The organism is Streptomyces sp. yr375, from assembly GCF_900110755.1.
In the GTDB taxonomy this organism is placed as follows: domain Bacteria; phylum Actinomycetota; class Actinomycetes; order Streptomycetales; family Streptomycetaceae; genus Streptomyces.
Window position 1 is genome coordinate 62,098 of sequence record NZ_FOFF01000021.1, and the last position, 22,898, is coordinate 84,995.

Consider the following 22,898-nt stretch of genomic DNA (forward strand, 5'->3'; position numbering starts at 1 on the left):
CGCCGGCTGGCGCGCTCGCGCCGGGCTGCGGGTGGCCGTTCCGCGAGGCGGCAGCGGCGGTGGGTGCGGTGCGGGCGGTGGGTACGGCCGGCTCCGCGGGCGGGGACGAGAGGTCCGCCCCCGCCGAGGAGTCGCCGTGCCGTTGGTCTCCCGGAAGGGTCACGCGTCGTCACCCTCCCGCATGGGGACGCGGACGCCGCGCTCGTCGGCGACCGACTCGGCGATGTCGTAGCCCGCGTCCACGTGCCGGATGACGCCCATGCCGGGGTCGTTGGTCAGGACGCGGCGGATCTTCTCGCCGGCGAGCTTCGTGCCGTCCGCCACCGACACCTGGCCGGCGTGGATGGAGCGGCCCATGCCGACGCCGCCGCCGTGGTGGATCGACACCCAGGAGGCACCCGACGCCACGTTGACCATGGCGTTCAGCAGCGGCCAGTCGGCGATCGCGTCGGAGCCGTCGAGCATGGCCTCGGTCTCGCGGTACGGGGAGGCGACGGAACCGCAGTCGAGGTGGTCGCGGCCGATGGCCAGCGGCGCGGCCAGCTCACCGCTCGCCACCATGTCGTTGAAGCGCTCGCCGGCCTTGTCGCGCTCGCCGTAGCCGAGCCAGCAGATGCGGGCGGGCAGGCCCTGGAAGTGGACGCGCTCGCCGGCCATCTTCATCCAGCGGTGCAGGGACTCGTTCTCCGGGAAGAGGTCGAGGATCGCCTTGTCGGTCTTGGCGATGTCGGAGGCCTCGCCGGACAGGGCGGCCCAGCGGAAGGGGCCCTTGCCCTCGCAGAACAGCGGGCGGATGTAGGCCGGCACAAAGCCGGGGAAGGCGAACGCCCGGTCGTACCCGGCGAGTTGGGCCTCGCCGCGGATGGAGTTGCCGTAGTCGAAGACCTCCGCGCCGGCGTCCATGAAGCCGACCATGGCCTCGACGTGGCGGGCCATGGACTCACGGGCGCGGGTGGTGAAGCCCGCCGGGTCCTTGGCGGCGGCGTCGGCCATGTCGTCGAAGTCGACGCCGACGGGGAGGTAGGACAGCGGGTCGTGGGCCGAGGTCTGGTCGGTCACGATGTCGATGGGGGCGCTCTCGGCGAGCATCCGCGGGAGCAGTTCGGCGGCGTTGCCCAGCAGGCCGATGGAGAGCGGGCGGCGGGCGTCGCGGGCCTCGACGGCGAGCTGGAGGGCGTGCTCCAGGGAGTCGGCCTTCACGTCGAGGTAGCGGTGCTCGATGCGGCGCTCGATGGCGCGCGGGTCGACGTCGATGCAGATCGCGACGCCGTCGTTCATCGTCACCGCGAGGGGCTGCGCGCCGCCCATGCCGCCGAGACCGGCGGTCAGGGTGATCGTCCCGGCCAGGGTGCCGTTGAACTTCTTCGCGGCGACGGCGGCGAAGGTCTCGTAGGTGCCCTGGAGGATGCCCTGGGTGCCGATGTAGATCCAGGAACCGGCGGTCATCTGGCCGTACATCGTCAGGCCGAGCTGCTCCAGGCGGCGGAACTCCTCCCAGTTGGCCCAGTCGCCGACGAGGTTGGAGTTGGCGATGAGGACACGCGGGGCCCACTCGTGGGTCTGCATGACGCCGACCGGCCGACCGGACTGGACGAGCATCGTCTCGTCCTGCTTCAGGGTCTGCAGCGTGCGCACCATGGCGTCGTACGAGCGCCAGTCGCGGGCCGCCTTGCCCGTGCCGCCGTAGACGACGAGCTTGTCGGGGTGTTCGGCGACCTCGGGGTCCAGGTTGTTCTGCAGCATCCGCAGGGCGGCTTCCTGCTGCCATCCCAGGGCGCTCAGTTCCGTACCGCGCGACGCTCGTACGGGGCGGGGTCCTGACATGGTCTGCCTCCTTGCGGATGGGTGATCCCGGCGGGTGTTGCTTTTGTTATTCACATCCTGGTCCGCTGAATAGAACTAGTCAATAGGGTGGGCGGCCGTATGCGGGCGACACGGCAGGAGAAGGGGGCGACACGACAGGTGAGGGGAGGGGCGCACCATCGGCAGCGGAGGGCGCGCGCCGCTTCACTCACCACCCCGGGCGGACGCGCGCGCCGTTGACGCGTGCTGGTGCGCAAGGGGTTGATGGGAGCCGGGTCGACGGGAGTCGACGGGGACGGGGTCAGCCGACCCACGTTAGTGACCCGGCCGCATGTTCCGCTGGAAAATGCCGGAAGACTCACCCCTCGCGCATACGTTGCGTAGCTTCTTCATCACTCAGCCGAACCTCAGGCAGGAGGGGAGCCAACGGTGCCCGGAATCGACGAGTGTCTACTGGAGGCCATGCGGCTGCCCGGTGCCCGGGGCGCGGCCCTGGTCGACTGGACGAGCGGGCTGGCCCTGGGCTCGGTCGGGGAGTTCCCCGGCGGCGACCCCGAGGCGGCCGCCGCCGAGGCCGCGGAGGTCGCCCGCCTCACGGCGGAGCAACGGTCCTTCACACCCGACCCCGGCCCTGACCCTGATGCCGGCCCTGACGCCGACCCCGACGGCCATACCGGCCCCGAAGGCCACGAGGGGGCGGGTCCCGATCCCGGGGGGCTCGGTCTGGCCGATCCTCCCCTCGAAGACCTGATCATCAGCAACCGGGACAGCTACCACGTACTGCGCTTCGTGCCGACGTCCTTCGACAGCAGCGTGTTCCTGCACGTGTGGCTGGCCCGGCCGGACGGCAACCTCGCGCTGGCCCGGATCCGGCTCGGTGAGATGGCCGAACGGCTGGTGCTGGGATGACCGTGGTGCGCACGACCCCGCCCGGCACCACCCCGCCGCCCCGGCTGCCGGTCCGGGAGAAGTCGGCGGCCCGCGAGCGCGGCGGCGGACTCTCGCCGATGCTGACCCGGCTGGCGGCCGAGCGGGCGACCGGCGTCCTGGAGCGCGAACGCGGCTCGCTCTACCTCGCCGAGGGCCGCGTGGTGCACGCCGAGAGCCCCCTCGCCCCCGGTCTCGACGTACTGCTCCTGGCCCACGGCACGCTCGCCCCGGCCGTCTGGCAGGACGCCGTGGACCGGGCCGACGAGGAGCACGGCGCGGCCCGGCTGCTGCTCGACGCGGGCCGCGTGCCGCGCGGGGCGCTGGAACTGTGCCACCTGGAGGCGGTGTTCGACGCGGCGTACTTCGCGCTCACCCCCAGCAGCACCCCGGGCCACTTCCGGTACGGCGCCGGGCACTGGCTCGGCACACTCAGACCGGTGCCGGTCGACGCGGTCGAACGCGAGACGCTGCGCCGCCGGGCGCTGCTGCACCGGCTGTGGCCGGACCCGCTCACCGACGGAGCGCCGTTGCGGCGGGCCGAGACCGTCGCCGGGCCTGCGCCGACCGCCCGGCAGAGCGCCGTACTGGCCCTGGTGGACGGCGTGCGCACGGCGACGGACATCGCGCGCGAGCTGGGGCGGCAGGCCTTCCACACCCTGGTGGACGTCCGACGCCTGGCGGCGGCGGGCCTGCTCACCGCCCTCTTCCCGCCACCCCGACCACCCCGTCCACCTCACCCGCCGCACTCACCTCACTCACCTCAGTCACCTCACCCGACGGCACCCCGTCTCCACCCCCAGGCCCAAGACCAGGCCCAGGCCCGTCCCCCGTCCCCCTTTGATCCCCACGCCCATGCCCACCCCCATGCCCATCCCCATGCCGACCCCGCTGCCCACCCCCGTCCCCATCCCGCACTCCCCACCGGCCCCCTTTCCGTCCCCGACCCTCTCTCTGTCCCCGACCCCCCGCCGGGCATCACCCTGCCCCGCGTCAACGACCCCGACATCACCCTGCTGAAGAGGCTCAGGGATGCGCTGGAGGCCCTTTGAACGGCAGCGACCGCGCGCCGAAAGGAGCGAGCTGATGGCGTCCGAGCCCGAGATACTCGACGAACTCCGGCGGCTGCGGGCCCGGGTGCCGCAGTTGACCGGCGCGCTCGCGGCCGGTGTGGACGGTCTCGTCCTCGCCCACGACACACCCGGCGTGGAACCGGAGGTGGTGGCCGCGCTGACCGCCGCCGCCCTCGGCGTCGCGGTGCGGATGGCGGACACCACCGGCCAGGGCGACTTCCGCGAGCTGCTGGTCCGCGGCCGGTACGGCTACGTCGCGACGTACGCGGCCGGCGAGAGCGCCGTACTGACCCTGCTCGCGCAGGACCGCGTCAACGTCGGCCGGCTCCACCTGGAGGGCCGCCGGGCCGGCGCGCGGCTCGGGGAACTGGTCGACGCGCTGGAGGCGAAGGCGCGGGCCGCCCCCGCCACACCGCCCACCAGGTCACCCGCGAACGCGAAGCCACCCGTGCGGACGCCCGGCAAGACCAACCCCGTACGGACCAGATCGGCGCGCGGCCCGGCCACCACCAACGCGCGCACCACCACGGAAAGCTGACAGGAACCGAGGAGCACAGTCATGGCCAACACCGAAACCTGCCTGAAAGAGGCGCTCGCCTCCATCGAGGGCGCGACCGGCGTCGCGCTCGTCGACTACACCAGCGGCATGGCGCTGGGCACGATGGGCGGCAGCAAGACCTTCGACCTGAACGTCGCCGCCGCCGGCAACACCGACGTGGTGCGCGCCAAGATGCGCACCATGGAGCACCTCGGGCTGAAGGCCCAGATCGAGGACATCCTGATCACCCTGTCCGACCAGTACCACCTGCTGCGGCTGATCAGCGGCCGCGGCGGCAACGGGCTCTTCCTCTACCTCGTCCTGGACGCCAAGCGGGCCAACCTGGCGATGGCCCGCCACCAGTTGAAGCGGATCGAGGAGGACCTGGAGGTCTAGCGAGGTCCAGCCCCGCGCGACCGGTTAGACCAGTGCGGCGGTGTGGCGGCGCGCTCCGCCCGGGGCCGCGTCGCCCGCCGCGATGCCCGTGCTGCGGTACGCCTTGACGGCCTTGCCCGACGGGCGTCCGCCGCGCCGGTCCAGCCAGTCGACGCGCACCCACAGCAGCGCGTCCTCGTCCCGCTCGCGCCGCCCGAGCCAGGCGGCCTTCAGCCGCAGCCCGGTCCCGTAGCCGGCGAGCAGCAGACCGCCGGCCGCGGGCACCGCGAAGGAGCTGCCCAGCGCGGCGAGGAAGGCGAGCAGCAGCCACCAGCGGTGGCCGCGCCGCCAGGTGCGGACGGTCACCGCCCGGTCCTGGAGCACGTCGTGCTTGCCGGCCCGCACCGCGCCGCGCCCGAGGTCCGTGTAGCGCCGTCGGCCGCGCCACGCCACCGCGGCGACGGCCACGACGAACAGCGCGGCCCCGGCCAGCACCCCGATCCGCCGCCCCGTGAGTCCGGGCACCAGCGCCCCGACCCCCGCCGCGAACACCCCGCACCACCACAACGGCGCGGCCCCGGCCCGTACGACGACGGCCACCCGCGCCAGCCCCTGTCCTCCGCGTGCCACGTCCGCCTCCTGGTCACTCCGGCACCATCTCGTGGCCGTCCAGAGTAGTGAGCGAACGTGAGACGAACATGAGAGCGCGCCTGCTCAATGGCTTCATGGCTCCATGAGCGGGGCCTATTCCACGAACAGCCCCCGGGCCGCCGCCCGCGTGTCGAACTCCTCCAGGCGGGCCTGCGCGTCGGGCAGGTCGTCGCACATCGCCTCCAGCAGCACCCGCCCGAGCAGCATCGGCGCGCACGCCGTGTCGAAGGCGAGCCCGGTGCCGACGGCGGCCGGCAGCAGCAGGTCGGAGACCTTGGCGACCGGCGCGAACACGGAGTCGGCGACCGTCACCACGCTCAGCCCGGCCTCCTTGGCGTAGGCGAGGGTGTCGACGACCTCGCGCGGATACCGGGGCAGCGCGAAGCACAGCAGCGCCGAGGCGCCCGCCCGTACGGCGGCGTCGATCCGGTCGTGGACCATCGTGCCGCCCTCGTTCAGCAGCCGTACGTCGGGGTGGACCTTGGCGGCGAAGTAGGCGAAGCCGTACGCCTGGGAGGCGGCGGCGCGCAGGCCGAACACCGGGAGCGGCCGCGAGGCCGCCAGCAGCCGGCCCGCCCGCTGCACGGGCCGGGGGTCGGCGAGCAGCTCGGCGAGGTGCCTGAGGTTCTCGATCTCGGCCTCGACGGCCTGCTGGTACTCGTTGTGCGCGGCCCCGCCGGCCGGCTGTTCGGCGGGCGCGACCTCGCGCAGGTGCTTGCGCAGGGCGGGGTAGCCGTCGAAGCCGAGGGCGACCGCGAAGCGGGTCACGGACGGCTGGCTGACCCCGGCGAGTTCGGCCAGCTCCACGCTGGAGAGGAACGGCACGTCGGCGGCGCGGCGCACCATGCTGTGCGCGATACGCCGCTGAGTCGGCGTCAGCCGATGCCCCTCGAACAACGCCTGCAACCGAGCAGAGGGACTGTCCCCCGGACCCGCCCCCGTCACGACCACCCCTGCACCGGACCCGTCCGCCCCCTGCACGCCCCCACCGATCCCCGTGTCCGTGCCTGTGTCCGTGCCTGTGTCCGTGCTCATGCCCCGTTTCCCCTCCAGATGTCCGTGAACCGGTCCAGCAGCGCGGCCGCCGCGTTCACGTCCGCGGTGAGCGGGCGGTCGGCCTGTTCCGGGTCGAGCTGTGCCTCGGCCAGTTCCAGCGCCTCCCAGGCCGGCAGTCCCGGCTCGGGCCGCAGCTCGCGCTGGCGCAGCGCCCGTACGGCGGCGACGAGTTCGCAGCCGACGACGAGACGGTACGCGGCGCAGGCGCGCAGTGTCTGCCGGGCGGCGAGGGAAGCGAAACTGGCCTGTTCCTCGACGCCCCGGGAGAGTACAGCGTGGCCCAGCGAGGCGGGCGCGGAGAAGGCCCGCAGGTCACCGAGGGCGGCAGCGGCGGCGTACTCGAGGATCATCACGCCGGACGAGGCGGGCTCGGGGTCGGCGAGAAAGGGCCGCAGCCGGGTGTAGGCGGGCTCGTTCATGGTCGACAGGCGGGACGTGGACAGGCGGGCCACCTGGGTCACGGCCAGCCTGAAGTGGTCCAGGGCGAGGGCGAGTTGGGCCTGGTAGAAGCCGCCGTGGTGGTAGGCCGCCATGTCCTCGGGGCAGATCAGCGGGTTCTCGGCGGCGGCGTTGATCTCGATGGCGATCACCTCCTCCAGCGCGTCGGCGGCGTCGTGCGCCGGGCCGTGGATCTGGGGCAGGCAGCGGAACCCGTACGGGTCCTGGATCCGGCCCAGCGGCGGCGTCGGCCGGTCCTCGGCGCCGATCAGCTCCCGCATGCGGCGGGCGACTTCGGCGGAGCCGCGGTGCGGGCGGGCGGCGTGCACGGGGGCGGCGTACGCCTCGTGCGAGCCGTCGACGGCGAGCAGCGAGAGCGCGCCGACGACCTGGGTGGCCTCCAGCAGTCCGCGCAGTTCGTGCAGGGCGAGGGCGGCCTGCCCGAGGGTGAGGGCGTTGCTGCTGATGAGCGCGAGAGCGTCGTTGTTGTCGAGCTGCTGCGGCTCGGGCGCGCCCGTGCCGCGCCAGGGGTGTTCCCCGACCAGCGCGAGCCCGACCTGCGCGAGCGCCGCCAGATCGCCCGTCCCCACCGAGCCGAACTCGTTGACGACCGGATGCGCGCCGCTCTCCAGCGCCTCGCACAGCGCCGTGACGACGCTGGGCCGCAGCCCCGCGCCGCCGGCGAGCAACTGGTTGGCGCGGACCGCGAGCATCGCGCGGACCTGGCGAGCGGGCAGTTCCTCACCGATCGCGCCGGCGTGGCTGCGCAGCAGGCGCAGTCCGTGCTCGGCGGCGGCGTCGGTGGGCACGTCCTCGTTCCGGTTGGCGCCGACGCCGGTGGAGCGGCCGTAGACGCGGCCGGTGGCGGCGATCTGGCGGGCGGCGTCCCAGGTCTCGGTCATCCGCTTGGTCGCGTCGGTGCCGGGGACCGGGCGGGCGGTCCCGTCGGCGAGGTGCGCGACGTCCGCGACTCCGAGGGCGATCCCGTCGAGGACGACGAGACCGGGACCGCCCCCAGACAAGGCGTCCACGATCCGAGATGACATAAGGCGACAAACTCCCCTCAATCCGGACACCTGATCTTGCCTACCGGTCATCCGTTACGTCGGATTAACACCGAACCGTTGACAAGTTATTCATCTACAGAGAACTCTGCATGACGTTATACAGTCGGGCAAGGGACAACTCATGATCCAGTTCGACGCGGTCCACAAGCGCTTCCCCAACGGCACGACGGCAGTGCACGATCTCTCCCTCCAGATGCCGGAGGGCGGCGTGACCGTGCTGGTCGGTTCCTCCGGTTGCGGCAAGACGACCACACTTCGCATGATCAACCGGATGGTCGACCCGACCTCCGGCACCATCCAGGTCGGCGGCAAGGACGTCACCCGCCAGGACGCGGCCGAACTGCGCCGCTCCATCGGGTACGTCATCCAGCAGTCGGGCCTCTTCCCGCACCGCACGGTGCTCGACAACATCGCCACCGTGCCGCTGCTGCTGGGCCACGGCCGCCGCAAGGCGCGGGCCCGCGCCGCCGAGCTGCTGGAGACCGTCGGCCTGTCCGCCGACTCCGGCAAGCGCTACCCGCACCAGCTCTCCGGCGGCCAGCAGCAGCGCGTCGGCGTCGCCCGCGCGCTCGCCGCCGACCCGCCGGTGCTCCTCATGGACGAGCCGTTCGGCGCGGTCGACCCGGTGGTGCGCACCCAGCTCCAGGACGAGCTGCTCAGACTCCAGAAGGAGCTGAACAAGACGATCGTCTTCGTCACGCACGACATCGACGAGGCCGTCCGGCTGGGCGACCAGATCGCGGTGTTCCGCACCGGCGGCCACCTGGTCCAGTGCGCGGCCCCGGCCGAGCTGCTGGCGCGCCCCGCCGACGACTTCGTGGCCGACTTCCTCGGCGCGGAGCGCGGTCTGAAGCTGCTCTCGCTGAAGACCCTCGCGGCCGTCCCGCAGGGCCCGGCCCCCGAGGGCGGCGCCTGGACCCTCGTCCTCGACGCGGCCCGCAAGCCGCTGCACTGGACGTCCGCGTCCCAGGGCGGCGCGGACGTCCCCGTCCGCCCGCTGAAGGACGGCGACTCGCTCCTCGCGGCGCTCGACGAGTCGGTGGCCTCCCCCACCGGGCTGGTGGCCCGTGTCGACGCCGACGGCGTCCTCACCGGCGTCACCTCGCGCGACGACATCCACACGCACGCCGGCCAGGCGCACACCGAGGCGCGGGACACGGACGCCGGGGTGGCCGCATGACCATCGACTGGTCCTGGATATCGGGCCACACCGACGATCTGACGACCCTCACGATCTCGCACCTCCAGGCCGCGCTGACCGCCGTCTTCCTCGGGCTGCTGATCAGCCTCCCGCTCGCGGTGATCGCCCACCGGGTCCGCCCGCTGCGCGGCTTCCTGCTCGGCCTGTCGAACGTGCTGTTCACGATCCCGTCGATCGCGATCTTCGTCCTGCTGCTGCCGATCAGCGGTCTGACCCGCACCACGACCGTCATCGGCCTGACCGTCTACACCCTGGTCGTGCTGTTGCGGAACACGGTCGAGGGCCTCGACTCGGTGCCCGCGAAGACCAAGGAGGCGGCCAAGGCGATGGGCACGCGCCCGCTGCGCACGCTCCTCACCGTCGAACTCCCCCTCGCGCTCCCGGTCATCATGGCGGGCGTGCGGATCGCGACGGTCATGTCGATCTCCCTGGTCTCCGTCGCCACCTACATCGGCGACGGCGGCCTCGGCCAGCTCTTCACCGACGGCTTCCAGCGCAACTTCCCGACCCCGGTGATCGCGGGCGTGGTCCTCACGATCCTCCTCGCGGTCGTCGCGGACGCGGCCCTGGTCGGCGTCCAGTACGTCCTGACCCCGTGGAAGAGGCGGCGAGCCTGATGTTCGAACTGTTCAAGAACCTCGGCGGCTGGCTGACCAGCGGCACCCAGTGGGCCGGCTCGGACGGCATCGCCCACCGCCTCGCCGAGCACCTCCAGTACTCGCTGCTGGCGACGCTCATCGCGGCCGCGATCGGCCTCCCGCTCGGGCTGCTGATCGGCCACACCGGCAAGGGCGCGTTCATCGCGATCAACCTGGCCTCCTTCGGCCGCGCGCTGCCCACCGTCGGCCTGGTGGTCCTGGTCTTCCTGGCCGGCGGCCTGTCCATGCTGCCGGTGTACGTCGCGCTCGTCGCCCTCGCGGTGCCGTCGATCGTCACCAACACCTACGCGGGCATGACGGCCGTCGACCCGGACGTGAAGGACGCGGCGCGCGGCCAGGGCATGCGCGGCCGGCAGGTCCTGTTCCAGGTCGAGCTGCCGCTCGCGCTGCCCCTGATCATGACGGGCCTGCGGCTCGCGCTGATCCAGGTCGTCGCGACGGCCACGATCGCCGCGTACGTCTCCTTCGGCGGCCTCGGCCGCTACGTCTTCGACGGCCTCGCGCAGCGCGACCTCGTCCAGGTGCTCGGCGGCGCGGTCCTGGTCGCCGTCGTCGCCATCGCCCTGGACCTGACGCTCTCCGGACTCCAGCGCCTCCTCTTCCGCCACCGCCCCGCACAGACCGCCTAGGGAACCAGCGAAATGAACCGACGCACGATCCTCGGCGGCCTGTTCGCGGCCGCGACCGTCCCCGCCCTGACCGCCTGCGCGAGCGGCATCACCTCCCTCGACAACGAGGGCGCCACCTCCGGCGGCGGTGGTGGCTCCAGCAAGGACGGAGTCATCATCGGCACCGCCAACTTCACCGAGAACCAGGTGCTGGGCTACCTCTACGCCGCCGCCCTCGAAGCGGCCGGCGTGAAGGTGAAGGTCCGCCCCAACCTCGGCACCCGCGAGATCATCTTCCCCGCCCTCAAGAGCGGCGACATCGACCTGCTGCCCGAGTACCAGGGCGCGCTGCTCACCTACCTCGACCCCAAGGCGGCGGCGACGGAGGAGGGCGAGACGCAGAACGACCTCACCATCGCCCTGCCCACCGGCCTCCAGGTCCTGCCGTACGGCATGGCCGAGGACGCGGACGCGGACGCGTTCGCGGTCACCAAGGAGACGGCGAAGAAGTACGGCCTGACCTCCCTCGCCGACCTCGCGAAGCTCAACGGCAAGCTGGTCATCGGCGCCGCGCCCGAGGTCAAGACGCGCCGGGTCGGCGTGGTCGGCCTCAAGGACGTGTACGGCGTCGAGTTCAAGGAGTTCAAGTCCCTCGACTCCTCCGGCCCGCTGGTCAAGGCCGCGTTGAAGACGGGCGACGTGGACGTGGCGAACCTCTTCACCACCGACACCGACATCCTGGACAACGGCTGGGTGGTCCTCGCCGACCCGAAGAACCTCATCCCGGGCCAGCACATCGTGCCGCTCATCGCCGACCGCCGGGCCGACTCCACCGTCCGCAAGGCTCTCGCGAGGCTCGGCAACATCCTCACCACCGAGCAGCTCACCGAGCTCAACCGCCTGGTGGACAAGGACAAGAAGGACCCGCAGGACGTGGCCAACGCCTACGCGAAGCAGCACGGACTGGCGAAGTAACGCCGCCCGTCCGCCCCACCTGCCCCACCCGCCCCGTCCACGCCTCGCGGCGCGGGCGGGGCGCTTCGCGTCCGGGCGCATTCAAGGCGACAATTGGTATAGACCACTGTCACTCGCGGAGTGTGCTGAGTCACACTTCAACCCCGGAGAGTGAGATCACCCTCCGCCGGATCGGTAAAATCGCAGGTCGCAAGCGGGGACGGCGACCGAATGCCACCCTCCGTGACCGTCCGCACTTCCCTCAAGATCATGACCTTGACGAGCGTGATCAACTCATTGAAACTTATAACAGTTCCGCTGGTGTTTCCGGCATTCTCGCCGGAGCTCACCGTCGACGGGTCTGGTGCACAGTGTTCTTTGGTGGGACTTCCCGAGAGCGCGCCTTTCCATGACACGTCGAGCTGTTTATCGTTCGGCCGGATTGGGCAGAAAGCCCCGCCCCACCCCGAGAGATTCTCTCGTCTGCGCCAGTGTGAGGAAGGGATCGGGCATAATGATTTCGTTAGATGGTCGGTTACCGAAGCAGGATCTCAGGCAGCAATGCACCTCCGTCATGCTCGTCGGTGACGACAACCTGCTGCGCAGCGGTCTCAAACAGTCGCTTCTGCGGGACTCCGAATTCGAGGTCGTCGCGGAGTCGAAGACAGACCAGAGCGTGATCGCATCGGTGGCCAGGAAGGCCCCGAAAGTCGTGGTACTCGACGTCGACGACCGCGACGAGGGCGACGCGCTGAGGCTGGTCGGCCAATTGTCCGCCGCCTCGCCCCGCATCCGGCCGCGCATTCTCATTCTCGCCAATCAACAGGTCATCGACCGAATCCTGCTCCGCGCCATCAAACTGGGCGTCAGCGGAATCCTGTTGCGCGGCGTCACCCAGGACGAACTGGTGTACGCGGTACGGCAGGTGTCACGCGGCCACAGCGTCCTCCAGCCGCTGCTGACGAGCCGGCTCTTCGCGGGCGTACGAAGCCTGGGCCCGTTCCCGCGCGAAATTCGCGGCGATCTACGACGAGTGCTGGCCGCCCTCAGCCCCCGCGAACGGGACGTACTGGCCGGCGTCGTGAAAGGCATGTCCAACCAGGAGATCGCCCAGGAGTTCTCGCTGACGGTGGCAACGGTCAAATGCCACGTCTCCAGCATCCTCACCAAACTGGGCGCCCGGGACCGCCTGCAAGCGGCCCTCATCGCCCTCCCGCACAGCCTGTTCCAGGGCGAGGACTGACCCTCAAGCCGCAGAACGACCGCCTGAGCCGGCCCGCTTCAGCCGCCCCGGAGGATCCCAGACCCCCGGGCCGCCCGGAGCGCGCCGAACAAGCGAACCGAAGGCGACGATGCCGTCCCGTCCGACCGGCGATCCCGGCGAGCTCCACGAGCACCGCCGGGATCGCCGGTCGTGTGCCCCAGGGGGGCGATGTCCCGAACTGCCCGGCCGGGACACGGGGCACACGGGTACCCAGGACGGCCGAGCCCACGCGGACGTGCGTGGCACCGGTCGTGTGACCCAGGGGGGCGGTGTCCCCCTCCTACGCGGTCGGGACGCGGGGTGCGCGGGTGCCCAGGATGGCCGAGCCGACGCGGACGTGTGTGGCGCCCGTTGCGATTGCTGCTTCCAGGTCGCCGCTCATTCCTGCGGAGCGGATCACCGCGCCGGGGTGGGTGTCCCGTAGGCGCTCGTGCAGTACGGACAGGCACTCGAACGCGGTGGCGGGCTCCAGGTGCAGTGGGGCCACCATCATGACGCCGGCCAGTTCCAGGTGGTCGTGGGAGGCGATGGCGTCGGCCAGTCGCTCCAGTTCGGAGGGGACGACACCGCCGCGGCCGGTGTCGCTGTCCAGGCTGACCTGCGCCAGGCAGCGCAGCCGCCGCTCGGCCCGCTCGGCGCCGCGGACCAGCGCGTCGACCAGGGACAGCCGGTCCACGGAGTGGACCAGATCCGCGTACCGGGCCACCGACGCGGCCTTGTTGCGCTGCAACTGGCCGATGAAGTGCCAGCGCAGCGGCAGATCCGCGGTCGCCGCGGCCTTCGCGGCGGCCTGCTGGTCCTGGTTCTCGCCGGTGTCGGTGACGCCGAGCGCGGCCAGGGTCCGTACGTCCTCGGCGGGCCAGGTCTTGGTCACCACGACCAGCGTGACGTCCGAGGGATCCCGGCGCACGGCCCGGCAGGCGGCGGCGACGCGGGCCCGGACGGCGGTGAGGTTCCGCTCCAGCTCGTCGGCGCGGGCGGGCGAAACCGTGGGGGTGGGAACGGCGGGGGCGGTAACAGCTTCGGTCACGGAAGAGCACTCCACAGACGGTCGTTGATGGGGGGAGGAGAAGTGGCCGGGCCGAGCGCGGGGCGGCGCTCGGCCCGGTATCCGTGGCGCCACGGTGGGAACCGGTGGGCGACGGCGGTCAGCGCGCCGTTCGCAGCGGGGCGAGCCGGCGCAGCGCGTCCCGCAGTACCTCCTCCTCCTTGCAGAAGACGAACCGCACCAGATGGCGGCCCGCCTCCGGAGCGGAGTAGAACACCTGCGCGGGTATCGCGGCGACCCCGTACCGGGGCGGCAGTCGCCGGCAGAACTCCAGCCCGTCCGCCGCGCCGAGGGGACGTACGTCGGCGAGGACGAAGTACGTCCCCTCCGGCGTACGGGGCCGCAGGCCGAGCGCGCCGAGCCCCTCGACCAGCAGATCCCGCCGGGCCCGGAGGGAGTCGCGCAGCTCGGTGTAGTGGCTCTCCGGCAGCCGCAACGCCTCGGCGACCGCATGCTGGAACGGGGTGCCGGAGGCGAACGACAGGTACTGCTTGACCGCGAGGACTCCGGCCACCAGCTCGGCGGGGCCGGTGGCCCAGCCGACCTTCCAGCCGGTGAACGAGAACGACTTGCCCGCCGAGCCGATGGTGACGGTCCGTTCGAACATCCCGGGCAGCGCGGCGATCGGGCGGTGCCGGCCCTCGTACACGAGATGCTCGTAGACCTCGTCGGAGATCACCACCAGGTCGTGCGCGGCGGCGACGCGGGCGAGTTCGGCCAGCTCCTGTTCGTTCAGTACGGTGCCGGTGGGGTTGTGGGGGTTGTTGAGGAGCAGCACCCGGGTCCGGTCGGTGACCGCGGCGCGCAGCGCGGCCGGGTCGAGCCGGAAGTCCGGGCCGGTCAGCGGGACCGGGACCAGCCTGGCCCCGGCCAGTTCCACGCCGGCCGCGTAGGAGTCGTAGTACGGCTCCAGCACGACGACCTCGTCGCCCGGCCCGGCGAACGCGAGCAGCGCGGCCGCGATCGCCTCGGAGGCACCGGTGGTGACCACGACGTCGGTGTCCGGGTCGAGCATGATGCCGTACCGGTCACGCTGGTGATCGGCGATGGCGGCCCGCAGCGCGGGCAGGCCGGGGACGGGCGGGTACTGGTGATGCCCGGCGCGGAGCGCGGTGACGGCGGCCTCGGTGACGGAGCTGGGCCCGGGGGTGTCGGGGAAGCCCTGCGCGAGGTTGACGGCACGGTGCCGGGCGGCGAGCGCGGACATCTCGGTGAAGATGTTGCTGCCGACCCCGGCGAGCCGCACCCGGCGGCCGGGCGGAGCCGGCCTCTGCTCGACGTCGGTCACACGAGGTCCTTCGCGACCGCCGGGTCCGCCGCCGCCGTGTCGAGCCACTGAGGGTTGCCCGCCCGGCGGTACGTCACCCCTGCGGGCCACGCCGGATGGTCCGCCAGCACCCCGTGGTTGTCCAGGATCAGCAGCGGCGACTCCCGCTCCTCGGTGAGCAGTCCGAGGTACGGCTCGCCGCGGAACTCGAGGTGGTCGGGGACGATGAGGACGGTGGCGGCGGCGCGTACGGCCTCGGCCAGGTCCTCGACCACGGTGCCGGCGCCGAGGAGCGCCTCGATCTCCTCGCCCGTGTACAGCGGGTCGTGCGCGCGAAACGGCACACCCAGCCGGTTGAGTTCCTCGGCGATGCGGATCGTGGGACTGAGGGTGGCGACCTTGATGCCGCCCTTGTAGGCGAGGCCGAGGATCAGCACCGGGCCGTCGCCCACCGACTCGGCGACCAGCGAGCGCATCCGCATGTCGGTCTCGACGGCCTGGCTGAGCAGCGACAGCTCCTCGGGGCGGGCGGCCCCGCGCAGCAGATAGCGGCTGGACAGCGGGATGCAGTAGCCGCCGGTGCCGAAACTCGGGTGGTAGGTGCCGATGTTCCACTTGGTGCCGGAGAGCCGCAGCACCTCCACCATGTCGATGTGCGGGTAGCCCAGGGTGAGCTGGTTGGCGAGCGTGATCTCCAGATGCCGGTAGGAGTTCTCCACGCACTTGACCAGCTCGGCCTCCAGATGCCCCGGGGCCCGGTGCAGGGTGTCGCACATCAGCGACAGCACCTCGTGCGCGGCGATGGCCGACGTCTCGTCGACCCCGCCGTAGACCCGGTCCAGGTCGCGCAGTCCGTAGCCCTCCGCGAGGAACCAGTCGCGGCGCGGCGCGAGCGCCAGCAGCAGGTCCCGGCCGGGGACCAGCCCGGCTTCGCGGGCCAGCGGCAGCAGCAGTTGTTCCACGGTGCCCGGGGTGAGCGTCGACTCGACGATCACCAGCGGCGGGGTGCCGGTCCGGGGGCGTGCCGCGGTCGCCCGGACGATGGACGCGAAGACGTCCAGGAGCGCCTCGGAGTACGGCTCGGCCTGCCGTTCGGTGGGGACGCAGACGAAGTGGACGGCTATGTCGTCGGCGAGCGCCGGTTCCCGCTCGTCGGTCAACTGGAGCAGACCCGGATCGTCGTGTTCCCGCAGCGCGGCCACGCGGGCGGCGCTGACGTCGTAGCCCAGCACCCGGATCTTCTCGGCCCGCAGCGCCTCGACCGTGGACCAGCCGATGTAGCCGAGGCCCCAGACACAGGCCGTCTTCCGCCAGCCGATCAGTTCGGCACGGTGGGTGGCGAGGGCGTCGGGAAGGGGAAGGGACGTCTGTTTCTCCTCGGTGGTCACGTGGCTCCCTCGCTCGTCTCGGAGTTCTTCTTCGGTGACATCGCTCAAGACAGGGGCTCGCTCTCGTGTGCGTGCGGGCGGGGGGCCCGCTCCGCAGCCAGGTGCGGTGGTGGGGGGTCGGCGGGGCGTTGCGCGGGACGGTCCGGGTCCGGGCGGTGGCGGAGCAGGACGAGTCCCTCGGCCGCCCGGGTGCCGACCGCCGCGCCGCGCGCCCGGTCGAAGGCTTCTACGGTCTCCAGGTCCAGGGCGCGGAAGCCCTGGCCGGCGTAGCTGTAGCAGGCGAGGGCCCGCGCCTTCGCGGCACCGTGTTCGCCCATCGGCACATACACCGTGGGGGCGAACTGGGCGTGCCGGACGGTCCGGTGTTCGTTCGGTCCGAACTGCAGGAACGTGACCTCGGGGTGGCGCCGGGAGGCGGCGACCACCGCCTGCGCCACCCGTACGTGGTCGGTGTGGGAGTCGCCGTCCCAGTGGCTGATCACGGTGTCCGGGCGGACCCGGTCCAGCAGTTCGTCCAGGAGGGCCACGATCCGGTACGCGGGGATGTCCTCCACCTGGTCGTAGCGTCCGTCGGCGACCCAGACGAGCTCGTGGCCGAGTACGGCGGCGGCGGCCTCGGCCGCGGCCACCCGGCGGACGCGCCGGTCCCGGTCGCCGTCGGACGGCGTCTCCGAGACCGTGAGCACGGCGACCGTGACCTTCGCCCCCCGGCCGGTGAGGGCGGCGATCGTGCCGCCCACGGCGAGTTCCGCGTCGTCCGGGTGGGCGGCGATCACCAGCAGCCGGTCGCCCAGCAAGGTCACGTCGAGCCCTTGCGGCCGGCGGCGAGAGCGGCGTCGAACGTGTCGAGGAAGGTGCGGAACTCGTCGGCCGCCGCCCCGCCGGCCTTGTCGAGGGAGGTGCGCAGCCCGGGGCAGCGGTCGGCGAAGATCGGAGCGCGGACGTCCTTGACGCTCGCTCCGTGCAGGGTGACCTTGACCCAGGTCGACTGGTACATGTTGGTGCCGTCGAGCCGCGCGCCCGACAGGTCGGACTGGCTGAACCGGCTGTAGGCGCAGTTGGCGCCGTTGAGGTCGGCCTCCCGCAGGTCGGCCGCGATATAGGCCTGCACCAGCGTCGCCCCCTCCAGGACGGCACCGCGCAGGCTCATGCCGCGAGGCGGGTCACCGGTGATCATCGCCCGGTAGAGGTTCGCGAACCGGAGGTTCACCCGGGCGAGGTTGCCGTCCCGGACGGTCAGGCAGCGGCCGGTGAAGGAGGTGAGGTCGGCGTCCGTGAGGTCGGCCTCCACGATGTGCAGGTTCTCGCCGTGCGCGCCCCGCAGGTCCGCGCCGCGCAGACTGCCGCCGGAGATCTTGCCGTTGTTCAGCAACGCGCCGGCCAGCGCCGCCCCGGGCAGCGAGCAGCGCAGCAGCCGGGCCCCGCTCAGCTCCGCGCCGCGCAGGTCGGCCGCCGGGGCCACGACGTCGACGAGGTCCGCGTTGGCCGCCTTCAGCCCGGACGCCTTCCAGCCCTGGCCGCTGAGGTCGGACAGCCGCAGTTCGGGCAGGTCCGCGTCGGCGAGGACCAGGTTGTCGGAGGCGGTCAGCCGCTGGAGGACCAGGCCGCGCCCGGCGGCGCGTTCGAAGGAGGTGCCGCGCAGGCTGGTCTTGGTCACCGTGAGCTGGTCCACACACGCGCCCTGGAATTCGGCGTCGTCGAGGAGGCACTCGTTGATCAGCGAACCCTGGAGGTTGGCGTGCCGGATCGAGGAGTCGGACAGGTCGCACTGGTAGAAGGAACTGCCCGCCAGATGCCCGCCGTCCAGGTGGACGCCGCGCATGCTGCACCCGTGGAAGAGGGTGCCGGTCGCGTCCCGCAGGTCGCTGAGGTCGGCGCCGTCGAAGTTGCAGGTCTGGGCGGCCAGCGCGTGGACGTAGGCCGAGCGCAGGGTGGCCTCGGAGAGGTTGGTGCGCTCCATGCCCGGACAGACCATGGTGATCTGGTCGAGGTTCGCCCGCTGGAGCTGAGTGCCGTGCAGCACGGCCCGGCTGAGCGTGGCCCGGCGCAGGTCCACCTCGTCGAGCCGGAGGTTGGACAGGTCCGCCTCGACGAGGTTCAGGCCCCGGCCGGTCCTGTCGATCTGCCGCTGGGTCAGCTCGGAGAGCTGCTTGAGCAGTTCGGTGCGCTCCTTGCCGCCCGCCGCGGAAATACATCGGAGCAGTTCGACGGTGTCAAGCTGAGTCATCGTGTCTCTTTCGGTGTGGGGGAACGGATTTCGTGGGGGACACCGGGTCCGGGTCCGGGCCCGGCGCCTGGTCGATCAGCCGGCGCAGCCAGGCCGCGGTCTGCCGCGGCCCGTGCCGGTCCTGCGGCCCTTTGGGCCAGGGGTTGTGCTCCATGACCACGACCTGCGGGCGGGTCAGCGCCAGCAGGCGCGGCAGCAGGACGCCGAGGTCCAGATAGCCGTCCCGGCTCGACTGGCCGGGGGCGGCCGCCTCGTGCCCGTGGTGGGGATAGCGGTCGGGGGTCGTGTTGTAGACGTGCATGCTGCGTACACGGGGACCGAGGAGCTGTCCGAAGCGCAGGGGGGTGCCGCGTTCCCCGAGCAGGTGCGCGTGTCCCAGATCCAGGCACAGGCCCAGCTCCGTGCCGTCCAGCACGCGCGCGTACTGCTCGGGCGTGTGCAGCAGCGGATGCCCCGTCAGGTTCTCCACCAGCACGGACACCCGGTGCGAGCGGGCGGTCTCGTCGAGCGCCCGCAGAAACTCGGCGCAGCGCTCCGCGAAACCCTCGCTCGGGTAAGGGGGGTAGGGACTGGGAAAGTGGACAACGACATGGACCGCGTCCAGATCGGCGGCGAGCCGAATGGTCTGCCGCGCCAGCCGCAACGCGAGCGCCGCCTCCACCGGATCGGGCCCGGTAGGCGCGAACCGCCGCAACGGCTCGTCCAGGTCGTACGGCACAGGCGTGTGCAACGCCGGCCGTATCCCATGCCGCCCACAGAACCGCGCCAGCTCGGGCACCATGGCACCGGGATAGTTATAAAACTCGACGACATCAGGCTCATACGGCAACAGCGCATGCAACGCCCGCCGGTCATGCAGCACGCTGGTGGACACCCCTAGGGCGGGACGGGGGCCGGGGCCGACGCCGGATGACGCGAACGCGGGTGGCTCGGGGGCGGGTGGCGGCTTGGGTGCGGGTGACCCGGGGGCGGGGGGCTCGGGTGTGGGGGCCCCCGAGGGGGTCGGCTTTACGGTCATCGCGTGGACGTCCGCTGTCGGGGGCCGACTGGGTTTGCCGTGGCCGTACGGGCGGTACGGCCGGGGAGGCCGGTACGGCCGGGGAGGCCGGTACGGCCGCGGAGGCCCGTACGGCCGCGGAGGCCAGTACGGCCGCGGAGGCCAGTACGGCCGCGGAGGCCAGTCCCACCAGGGAACCCGGTCCCACCAGGGAACCCGGTCCCGCCAGGAAGGCCGGGGAGACCGTCCCGCGCCGGGCGGGCTGTTGTGGAGGGCTGGTGTGGCAGTGGTCGTGCTTGGGCCGCCGGGGCTGTTGCGTCGCGGGGCGCGTGAGGCGGTCTGCGGTTGAAGGTGTTCATCGTCAGCTCACTCCTGAACGGCCGGTTCGCGGCTCAGCCCGTCGGCCGGCGGTGCGTCGCTGCCGATCCGCTCGCCAGTGACGGCGCGTTCGAGCGGGAGGCACAGGTGGTCGCTGAAGCGGCGGCCGTCGTCGCGGAGGGCGCCGATCAACCGGTCGACGCCGAGGGAGAAGCCGCCGAGCGGGGGCAGCCCGTACTCCAGGGTGGCGAGGAAGTCCTCGTCCAGCGTCAGGTGTTCCAGCCCCGGTTCGCTCTGCTGCTCGGTGAGCCGGCGGCGCTGTTCGACGGGATCGGTGAGTTCCGTGCAGCCCTGTCCGATGTCGGTTCCGGCCAGGATCAGGCTCCACGCCTCGACCAGCGTGGGGTGACCGGCACGGGGGCGGGCGAACCGGGCGGCGTCCGAGGGGAAGTCGAACACGAAGGTGGGCTCGGTCAGCGTGGGCCGTACGACCTTACGGAAGAGCAGCAGGGCGAGGGCCGGGGCGGTGGCGTCGTCCGGGGCGTCGAGGCCGTGCCGGCGGGCGTGCCGCAGAAACGTTTCCCTGGAGGTGGCCGAGGTGACGGGTTCCTTGAGGTACTCGGAGAGGAGTTGGTGCAGGTCGATACGGGCGAACGGGGCGGGCGGGATGGTGCCGCCGGTGCTGTGGGGGTTGTGGGGGTTGTTGGGGCCGCCCGGGCCGCCGTCGGGGTCGGCGGGGTTTCCGGTGTCGCCGTGGGCTGCGGCGGAGGTCGAGCGGTCCGGCCAGGCGGCACTGCCGTGCAGGATGGCCGACGTGATGCCGGTCGCGCCCTCCGTCTCGTGAAGGGCCGCCGCGGCGGCGCGCACGAGCCGTTCCACCGTATCGGCGCTGTCGCGATAGCCGGTGTAGGCGGCGTAGCCCTCGCAGACGGTGAACTCGGGGTGGTGCATGGCCCCCGTGCCTTCGTTCCGGAAGAGTCTGCCGAGTTCGAAGACCCGCTCGGCACCGCCGACGATCAGCCGTTTCAGATACAGCTCGGTGGTGCCCCGCAGGTAGAGCGGAACCTGCCAGGCGTTCATCCAGGTACGGAAGGGGCGGGCGGTGCCTCCGGGCAGGGCGTGCAGTAACGGGGTGTCCGCCTCCAGGTAGGCGGCCGAGTCCAGCACGCCGCGCACCGCCCGCAGCACCGCCGCACGGCCCTTGGCGCGCGTCATCTCCTGACGGTCGAGCATCATCCGCTGAGCGGGCGGGAGTTGATCCCGCCGGCCCGCCCCTGAGGCCCACGTGGAGTCGCGCCTCGGCCGTGCCGTTCCGGGCGGCGGGCGAAGGGCCTTGGCCGCGAGTTCCCAACCGGTGACCCGGACGGACAGGGCACCCGTGCGACTGGTGACGATCTCGCCGGTGACGCTGACCTGGTCCCCCAGATCGACATCGGCCTGCCACCCCGCGTAGAGGCGGGGGGCCTGCGAGGCGTCGTCGGTCAGGATGAGCTGGATGCCGGCGCCGGCGTCCACCAGATCGGCGAACCCCATGCCCCCGTGGGCACGGTGGGCCATGACCCTCCCGACCAGAACGGCGAATTCACCGGTCGCGGTGTCCGCGGGAAGTCTTCGATACAGGTGGTGCAACTGCCCGAGGGTGTGGGTCGGCCGAACCGCCGGCGGATAGGGATCCTTTCCCTGGGCGATCAGCCGCCGACGGGTGGCGAGCCGTTCTGCCGACAGGGCCGGATGCCTGAGATTCTGTCGCATTGCGTTGCCTTTACTCTCAGGTAATCAGGGTAAATCCGAGCTCTCCTGCTCTGCACAAGGCGTGAAAGAGGTAAGTCCCGACCTGGTCGAGGCGCATTGAAAAAGGGACGCACGCTCATAACCAGCGGAAACAGCAGCACCCTAAGCCTGGTTCTCATTTGCGCGCTAGCAGAATCAGTCTCGGGTAGGAGTGGGACTCCGTCGCGAGACAGATCGGAGGGCGAAAATAATCCCTTTTTACCCAAGAAGGCGGCGACCACCAGCGGCCTCGCAGGCCACCCGACCTTCCCTGACGAGCGTCCAGGGGAATTCAGAGTTCTCAGGTTTAGAACTCGAAGCTGTGGCATGCTGACTGGACATGGAAGCCGATATTTTGGTGCTGGAGGCAGATCTATGTGCGGGTGTAGAGCTCCGTAGAGGACTTGAAGCGGCGGACTACACGGTGGATCTCGTAGGAGACGGGATCACCGCTATGCGGCTTGTCGGCCGTCATTCCTATAGGGCTGTTCTGATGGGCGTCCCGGAGCCCGGCTCTAATCGCCACCGGGTATGTGTCGAACTGAGAAGAAGCCGTGCGGACGTGCCGATTCTCGTGATGACGGAGAAAGGCGGCGTGGATGACGAGGTGGCAGCCCTCGACTCGGGCGCCGACGACTACCTCCGCAAGCCGTACTCCCACGAGGTGCTGCTCGCCCGGCTGCGTGCCCTGACCCGGCGCAGCCGCCGGTCCGGCCACCCGACGTTGCGGATCGGCGACCTGTGGCTGGACCTGGCGCGCCACCGCTGCGGGCGGGGGCGGCGGAACATCGCGCTGACCCGGCGTGAGTTCGCCGTACTCTCCCAACTGGCCCAGCATTCTGGGCAGGTCGTCTCGAAGGCGGCCATCCTCGACGAGGTGTGGGACATGGCCTGCGAGGTCAACCCGGCCGTCGTCGAGGTGTACATCAGCATGCTGCGCCGCAAGATCGACGCCCCCTTCGGGGTGTCCTCCATCGAAACGGTCCGCGGCTCAGGATACCGCCTGGTGCCCGTCGCCCGGTGACCGGCCCCCGCCGCCCAAATCCCGCACGGCGCAAAAGCCTTCCCCCCTCGCCCTCCCACTCCCCCCACCCCCTCCCCCGGCGTCGCCCCACTTCGAGCGTCGGGACCCCGTACGGCGGCGAACCTCCCCAAACCACCGCCCGACCGATACCCCCCCACCACCGCCCGACCGCTGACGCCACCACCGGCCACCCGATCACGCCACGGCCGACCGATCACCCCACCGGCCCCGACCGGCCCGACATG

General features: G+C 71.7%; 21 protein-coding genes. 10 read left to right on the plus strand and 11 right to left on the minus strand.

Annotated features, from left to right (window positions below; all coding sequences use genetic code 11):
- Window positions 1-159 precede the first annotated feature (159 nt).
- Window positions 160-1,824: a urocanate hydratase gene (gene hutU, locus BMZ82_RS21390; RefSeq protein ID WP_093778141.1), complete on the minus strand. Its 1,665-nt coding sequence runs from the start codon at window positions 1,822-1,824 to the stop codon at window positions 160-162.
- A gap of 408 nt (window positions 1,825-2,232) precedes the next feature.
- Here hutU and BMZ82_RS21395 point away from each other — a divergent pair, with 408 nt between their 5' ends.
- The 4 genes from BMZ82_RS21395 to BMZ82_RS21410 are packed head-to-tail and all read left to right on the plus strand — an operon-like array spanning window position 2,233 to window position 4,737.
- Window positions 2,233-2,712 (plus strand): hypothetical protein, encoded by a 480-nt coding sequence (locus BMZ82_RS21395; RefSeq protein ID WP_093778143.1) that lies wholly within the window; start codon window positions 2,233-2,235, stop codon window positions 2,710-2,712.
- Window positions 2,709-3,782 carry a hypothetical protein gene (locus BMZ82_RS21400; protein WP_093778145.1) on the plus strand — a complete coding sequence of 358 codons (1,074 nt, stop codon included), beginning with the start codon at window positions 2,709-2,711 and terminating at the stop codon, window positions 3,780-3,782. Before BMZ82_RS21395 ends, BMZ82_RS21400 begins: the two co-directional genes overlap by 4 nt.
- A gap of 34 nt (window positions 3,783-3,816) precedes the next feature.
- Window positions 3,817-4,341: a roadblock/LC7 domain-containing protein gene (locus BMZ82_RS21405; protein ID WP_093778147.1), complete on the plus strand. Its 525-nt coding sequence runs from the start codon at window positions 3,817-3,819 to the stop codon at window positions 4,339-4,341.
- Window positions 4,342-4,362: 21 nt separating this feature from the next.
- A complete protein-coding gene (locus tag BMZ82_RS21410) occupies window positions 4,363-4,737 on the plus strand; it encodes a roadblock/LC7 domain-containing protein (protein WP_093778149.1) in 375 nt (124 codons plus the stop codon).
- A 24-nt stretch (window positions 4,738-4,761) separates the two neighbouring features.
- Here BMZ82_RS21410 and BMZ82_RS21415 read toward each other — a convergent pair whose 3' ends face one another.
- From BMZ82_RS21415 to BMZ82_RS21425, 3 genes are all read right to left on the minus strand, one after another.
- Window positions 4,762-5,346 (minus strand): hypothetical protein, encoded by a 585-nt coding sequence (locus BMZ82_RS21415; RefSeq protein WP_093778151.1) that lies wholly within the window; start codon window positions 5,344-5,346, stop codon window positions 4,762-4,764.
- 114 nt (window positions 5,347-5,460) lie between these two features.
- Complete coding sequence (locus BMZ82_RS21420; RefSeq protein ID WP_371271273.1) at window positions 5,461-6,402, minus strand: MurR/RpiR family transcriptional regulator; 942 nt, start codon at window positions 6,400-6,402, stop codon at window positions 5,461-5,463.
- Entirely contained in the window at window positions 6,399-7,907 is a 1,509-nt protein-coding gene (locus BMZ82_RS21425; protein ID WP_093778153.1) for an aromatic amino acid ammonia-lyase, read from the minus strand. The genes BMZ82_RS21420 and BMZ82_RS21425 overlap by 4 nt, the downstream gene beginning before the upstream one ends.
- 142 nt (window positions 7,908-8,049) lie before the next feature.
- Here BMZ82_RS21425 and BMZ82_RS21430 point away from each other — a divergent pair, with 142 nt between their 5' ends.
- From BMZ82_RS21430 to BMZ82_RS21450, 5 genes are all read left to right on the plus strand, one after another.
- On the plus strand, window positions 8,050-9,108 hold the full coding sequence (locus tag BMZ82_RS21430) for an ABC transporter ATP-binding protein (protein ID WP_093778155.1): 1,059 nt from the start codon (window positions 8,050-8,052) through the stop codon (window positions 9,106-9,108).
- A complete protein-coding gene (locus tag BMZ82_RS21435) occupies window positions 9,105-9,746 on the plus strand; it encodes an ABC transporter permease (RefSeq protein WP_093778157.1) in 642 nt (213 codons plus the stop codon). Before BMZ82_RS21430 ends, BMZ82_RS21435 begins: the two co-directional genes overlap by 4 nt.
- A complete protein-coding gene (locus BMZ82_RS21440) occupies window positions 9,746-10,417 on the plus strand; it encodes an ABC transporter permease (protein ID WP_093778159.1) in 672 nt (223 codons plus the stop codon). Before BMZ82_RS21435 ends, BMZ82_RS21440 begins: the two co-directional genes overlap by 1 nt.
- A gap of 12 nt (window positions 10,418-10,429) precedes the next feature.
- Entirely contained in the window at window positions 10,430-11,371 is a 942-nt protein-coding gene (locus BMZ82_RS21445) for an ABC transporter substrate-binding protein (protein ID WP_093778161.1), read from the plus strand.
- A 553-nt stretch (window positions 11,372-11,924) separates the two neighbouring features.
- Entirely contained in the window at window positions 11,925-12,593 is a 669-nt protein-coding gene (locus BMZ82_RS21450) for a LuxR C-terminal-related transcriptional regulator (RefSeq protein WP_177244586.1), read from the plus strand.
- Between the two features lie 301 nt (window positions 12,594-12,894).
- On the opposite strand, the gene BMZ82_RS21455 is transcribed toward BMZ82_RS21450, so the two are convergent.
- The 7 genes from BMZ82_RS21455 to BMZ82_RS21500 form a co-directional block, all read right to left on the minus strand.
- Window positions 12,895-13,644, minus strand: a complete 750-nt coding sequence (locus BMZ82_RS21455; RefSeq protein WP_093778165.1) for a YggS family pyridoxal phosphate-dependent enzyme — start codon at window positions 13,642-13,644, stop codon at window positions 12,895-12,897.
- Window positions 13,645-13,762: 118 nt separating this feature from the next.
- Complete coding sequence (locus BMZ82_RS21460; RefSeq protein WP_256252032.1) at window positions 13,763-14,950, minus strand: pyridoxal phosphate-dependent aminotransferase; 1,188 nt, start codon at window positions 14,948-14,950, stop codon at window positions 13,763-13,765.
- Window positions 14,947-16,317 (minus strand): UDP binding domain-containing protein, encoded by a 1,371-nt coding sequence (locus tag BMZ82_RS40785; protein WP_177244587.1) that lies wholly within the window; start codon window positions 16,315-16,317, stop codon window positions 14,947-14,949. The genes BMZ82_RS21460 and BMZ82_RS40785 overlap by 4 nt, the downstream gene beginning before the upstream one ends.
- A 44-nt stretch (window positions 16,318-16,361) precedes the next feature.
- Window positions 16,362-17,120, minus strand: coding sequence for a PIG-L deacetylase family protein (locus BMZ82_RS21480; protein ID WP_177244588.1), 759 nt, complete (start codon window positions 17,118-17,120; stop codon window positions 16,362-16,364).
- A complete protein-coding gene (locus tag BMZ82_RS21485) occupies window positions 17,117-18,544 on the minus strand; it encodes a pentapeptide repeat-containing protein (protein WP_093778169.1) in 1,428 nt (475 codons plus the stop codon). The genes BMZ82_RS21480 and BMZ82_RS21485 overlap by 4 nt, the downstream gene beginning before the upstream one ends.
- Complete coding sequence (locus tag BMZ82_RS21490; protein WP_093778171.1) at window positions 18,531-19,562, minus strand: sugar phosphate isomerase/epimerase family protein; 1,032 nt, start codon at window positions 19,560-19,562, stop codon at window positions 18,531-18,533. Before BMZ82_RS21490 ends, BMZ82_RS21485 begins: the two co-directional genes overlap by 14 nt.
- A 345-nt stretch (window positions 19,563-19,907) precedes the next feature.
- Window positions 19,908-21,611 (minus strand): amino acid--tRNA ligase-related protein, encoded by a 1,704-nt coding sequence (locus BMZ82_RS21500; RefSeq protein ID WP_093778175.1) that lies wholly within the window; start codon window positions 21,609-21,611, stop codon window positions 19,908-19,910.
- A 358-nt stretch (window positions 21,612-21,969) separates the two neighbouring features.
- Here BMZ82_RS21500 and BMZ82_RS21505 point away from each other — a divergent pair, with 358 nt between their 5' ends.
- Complete coding sequence (locus tag BMZ82_RS21505) at window positions 21,970-22,653, plus strand: response regulator transcription factor (RefSeq protein ID WP_093778177.1); 684 nt, start codon at window positions 21,970-21,972, stop codon at window positions 22,651-22,653.
- Window positions 22,654-22,898 lie beyond the last annotated feature (245 nt).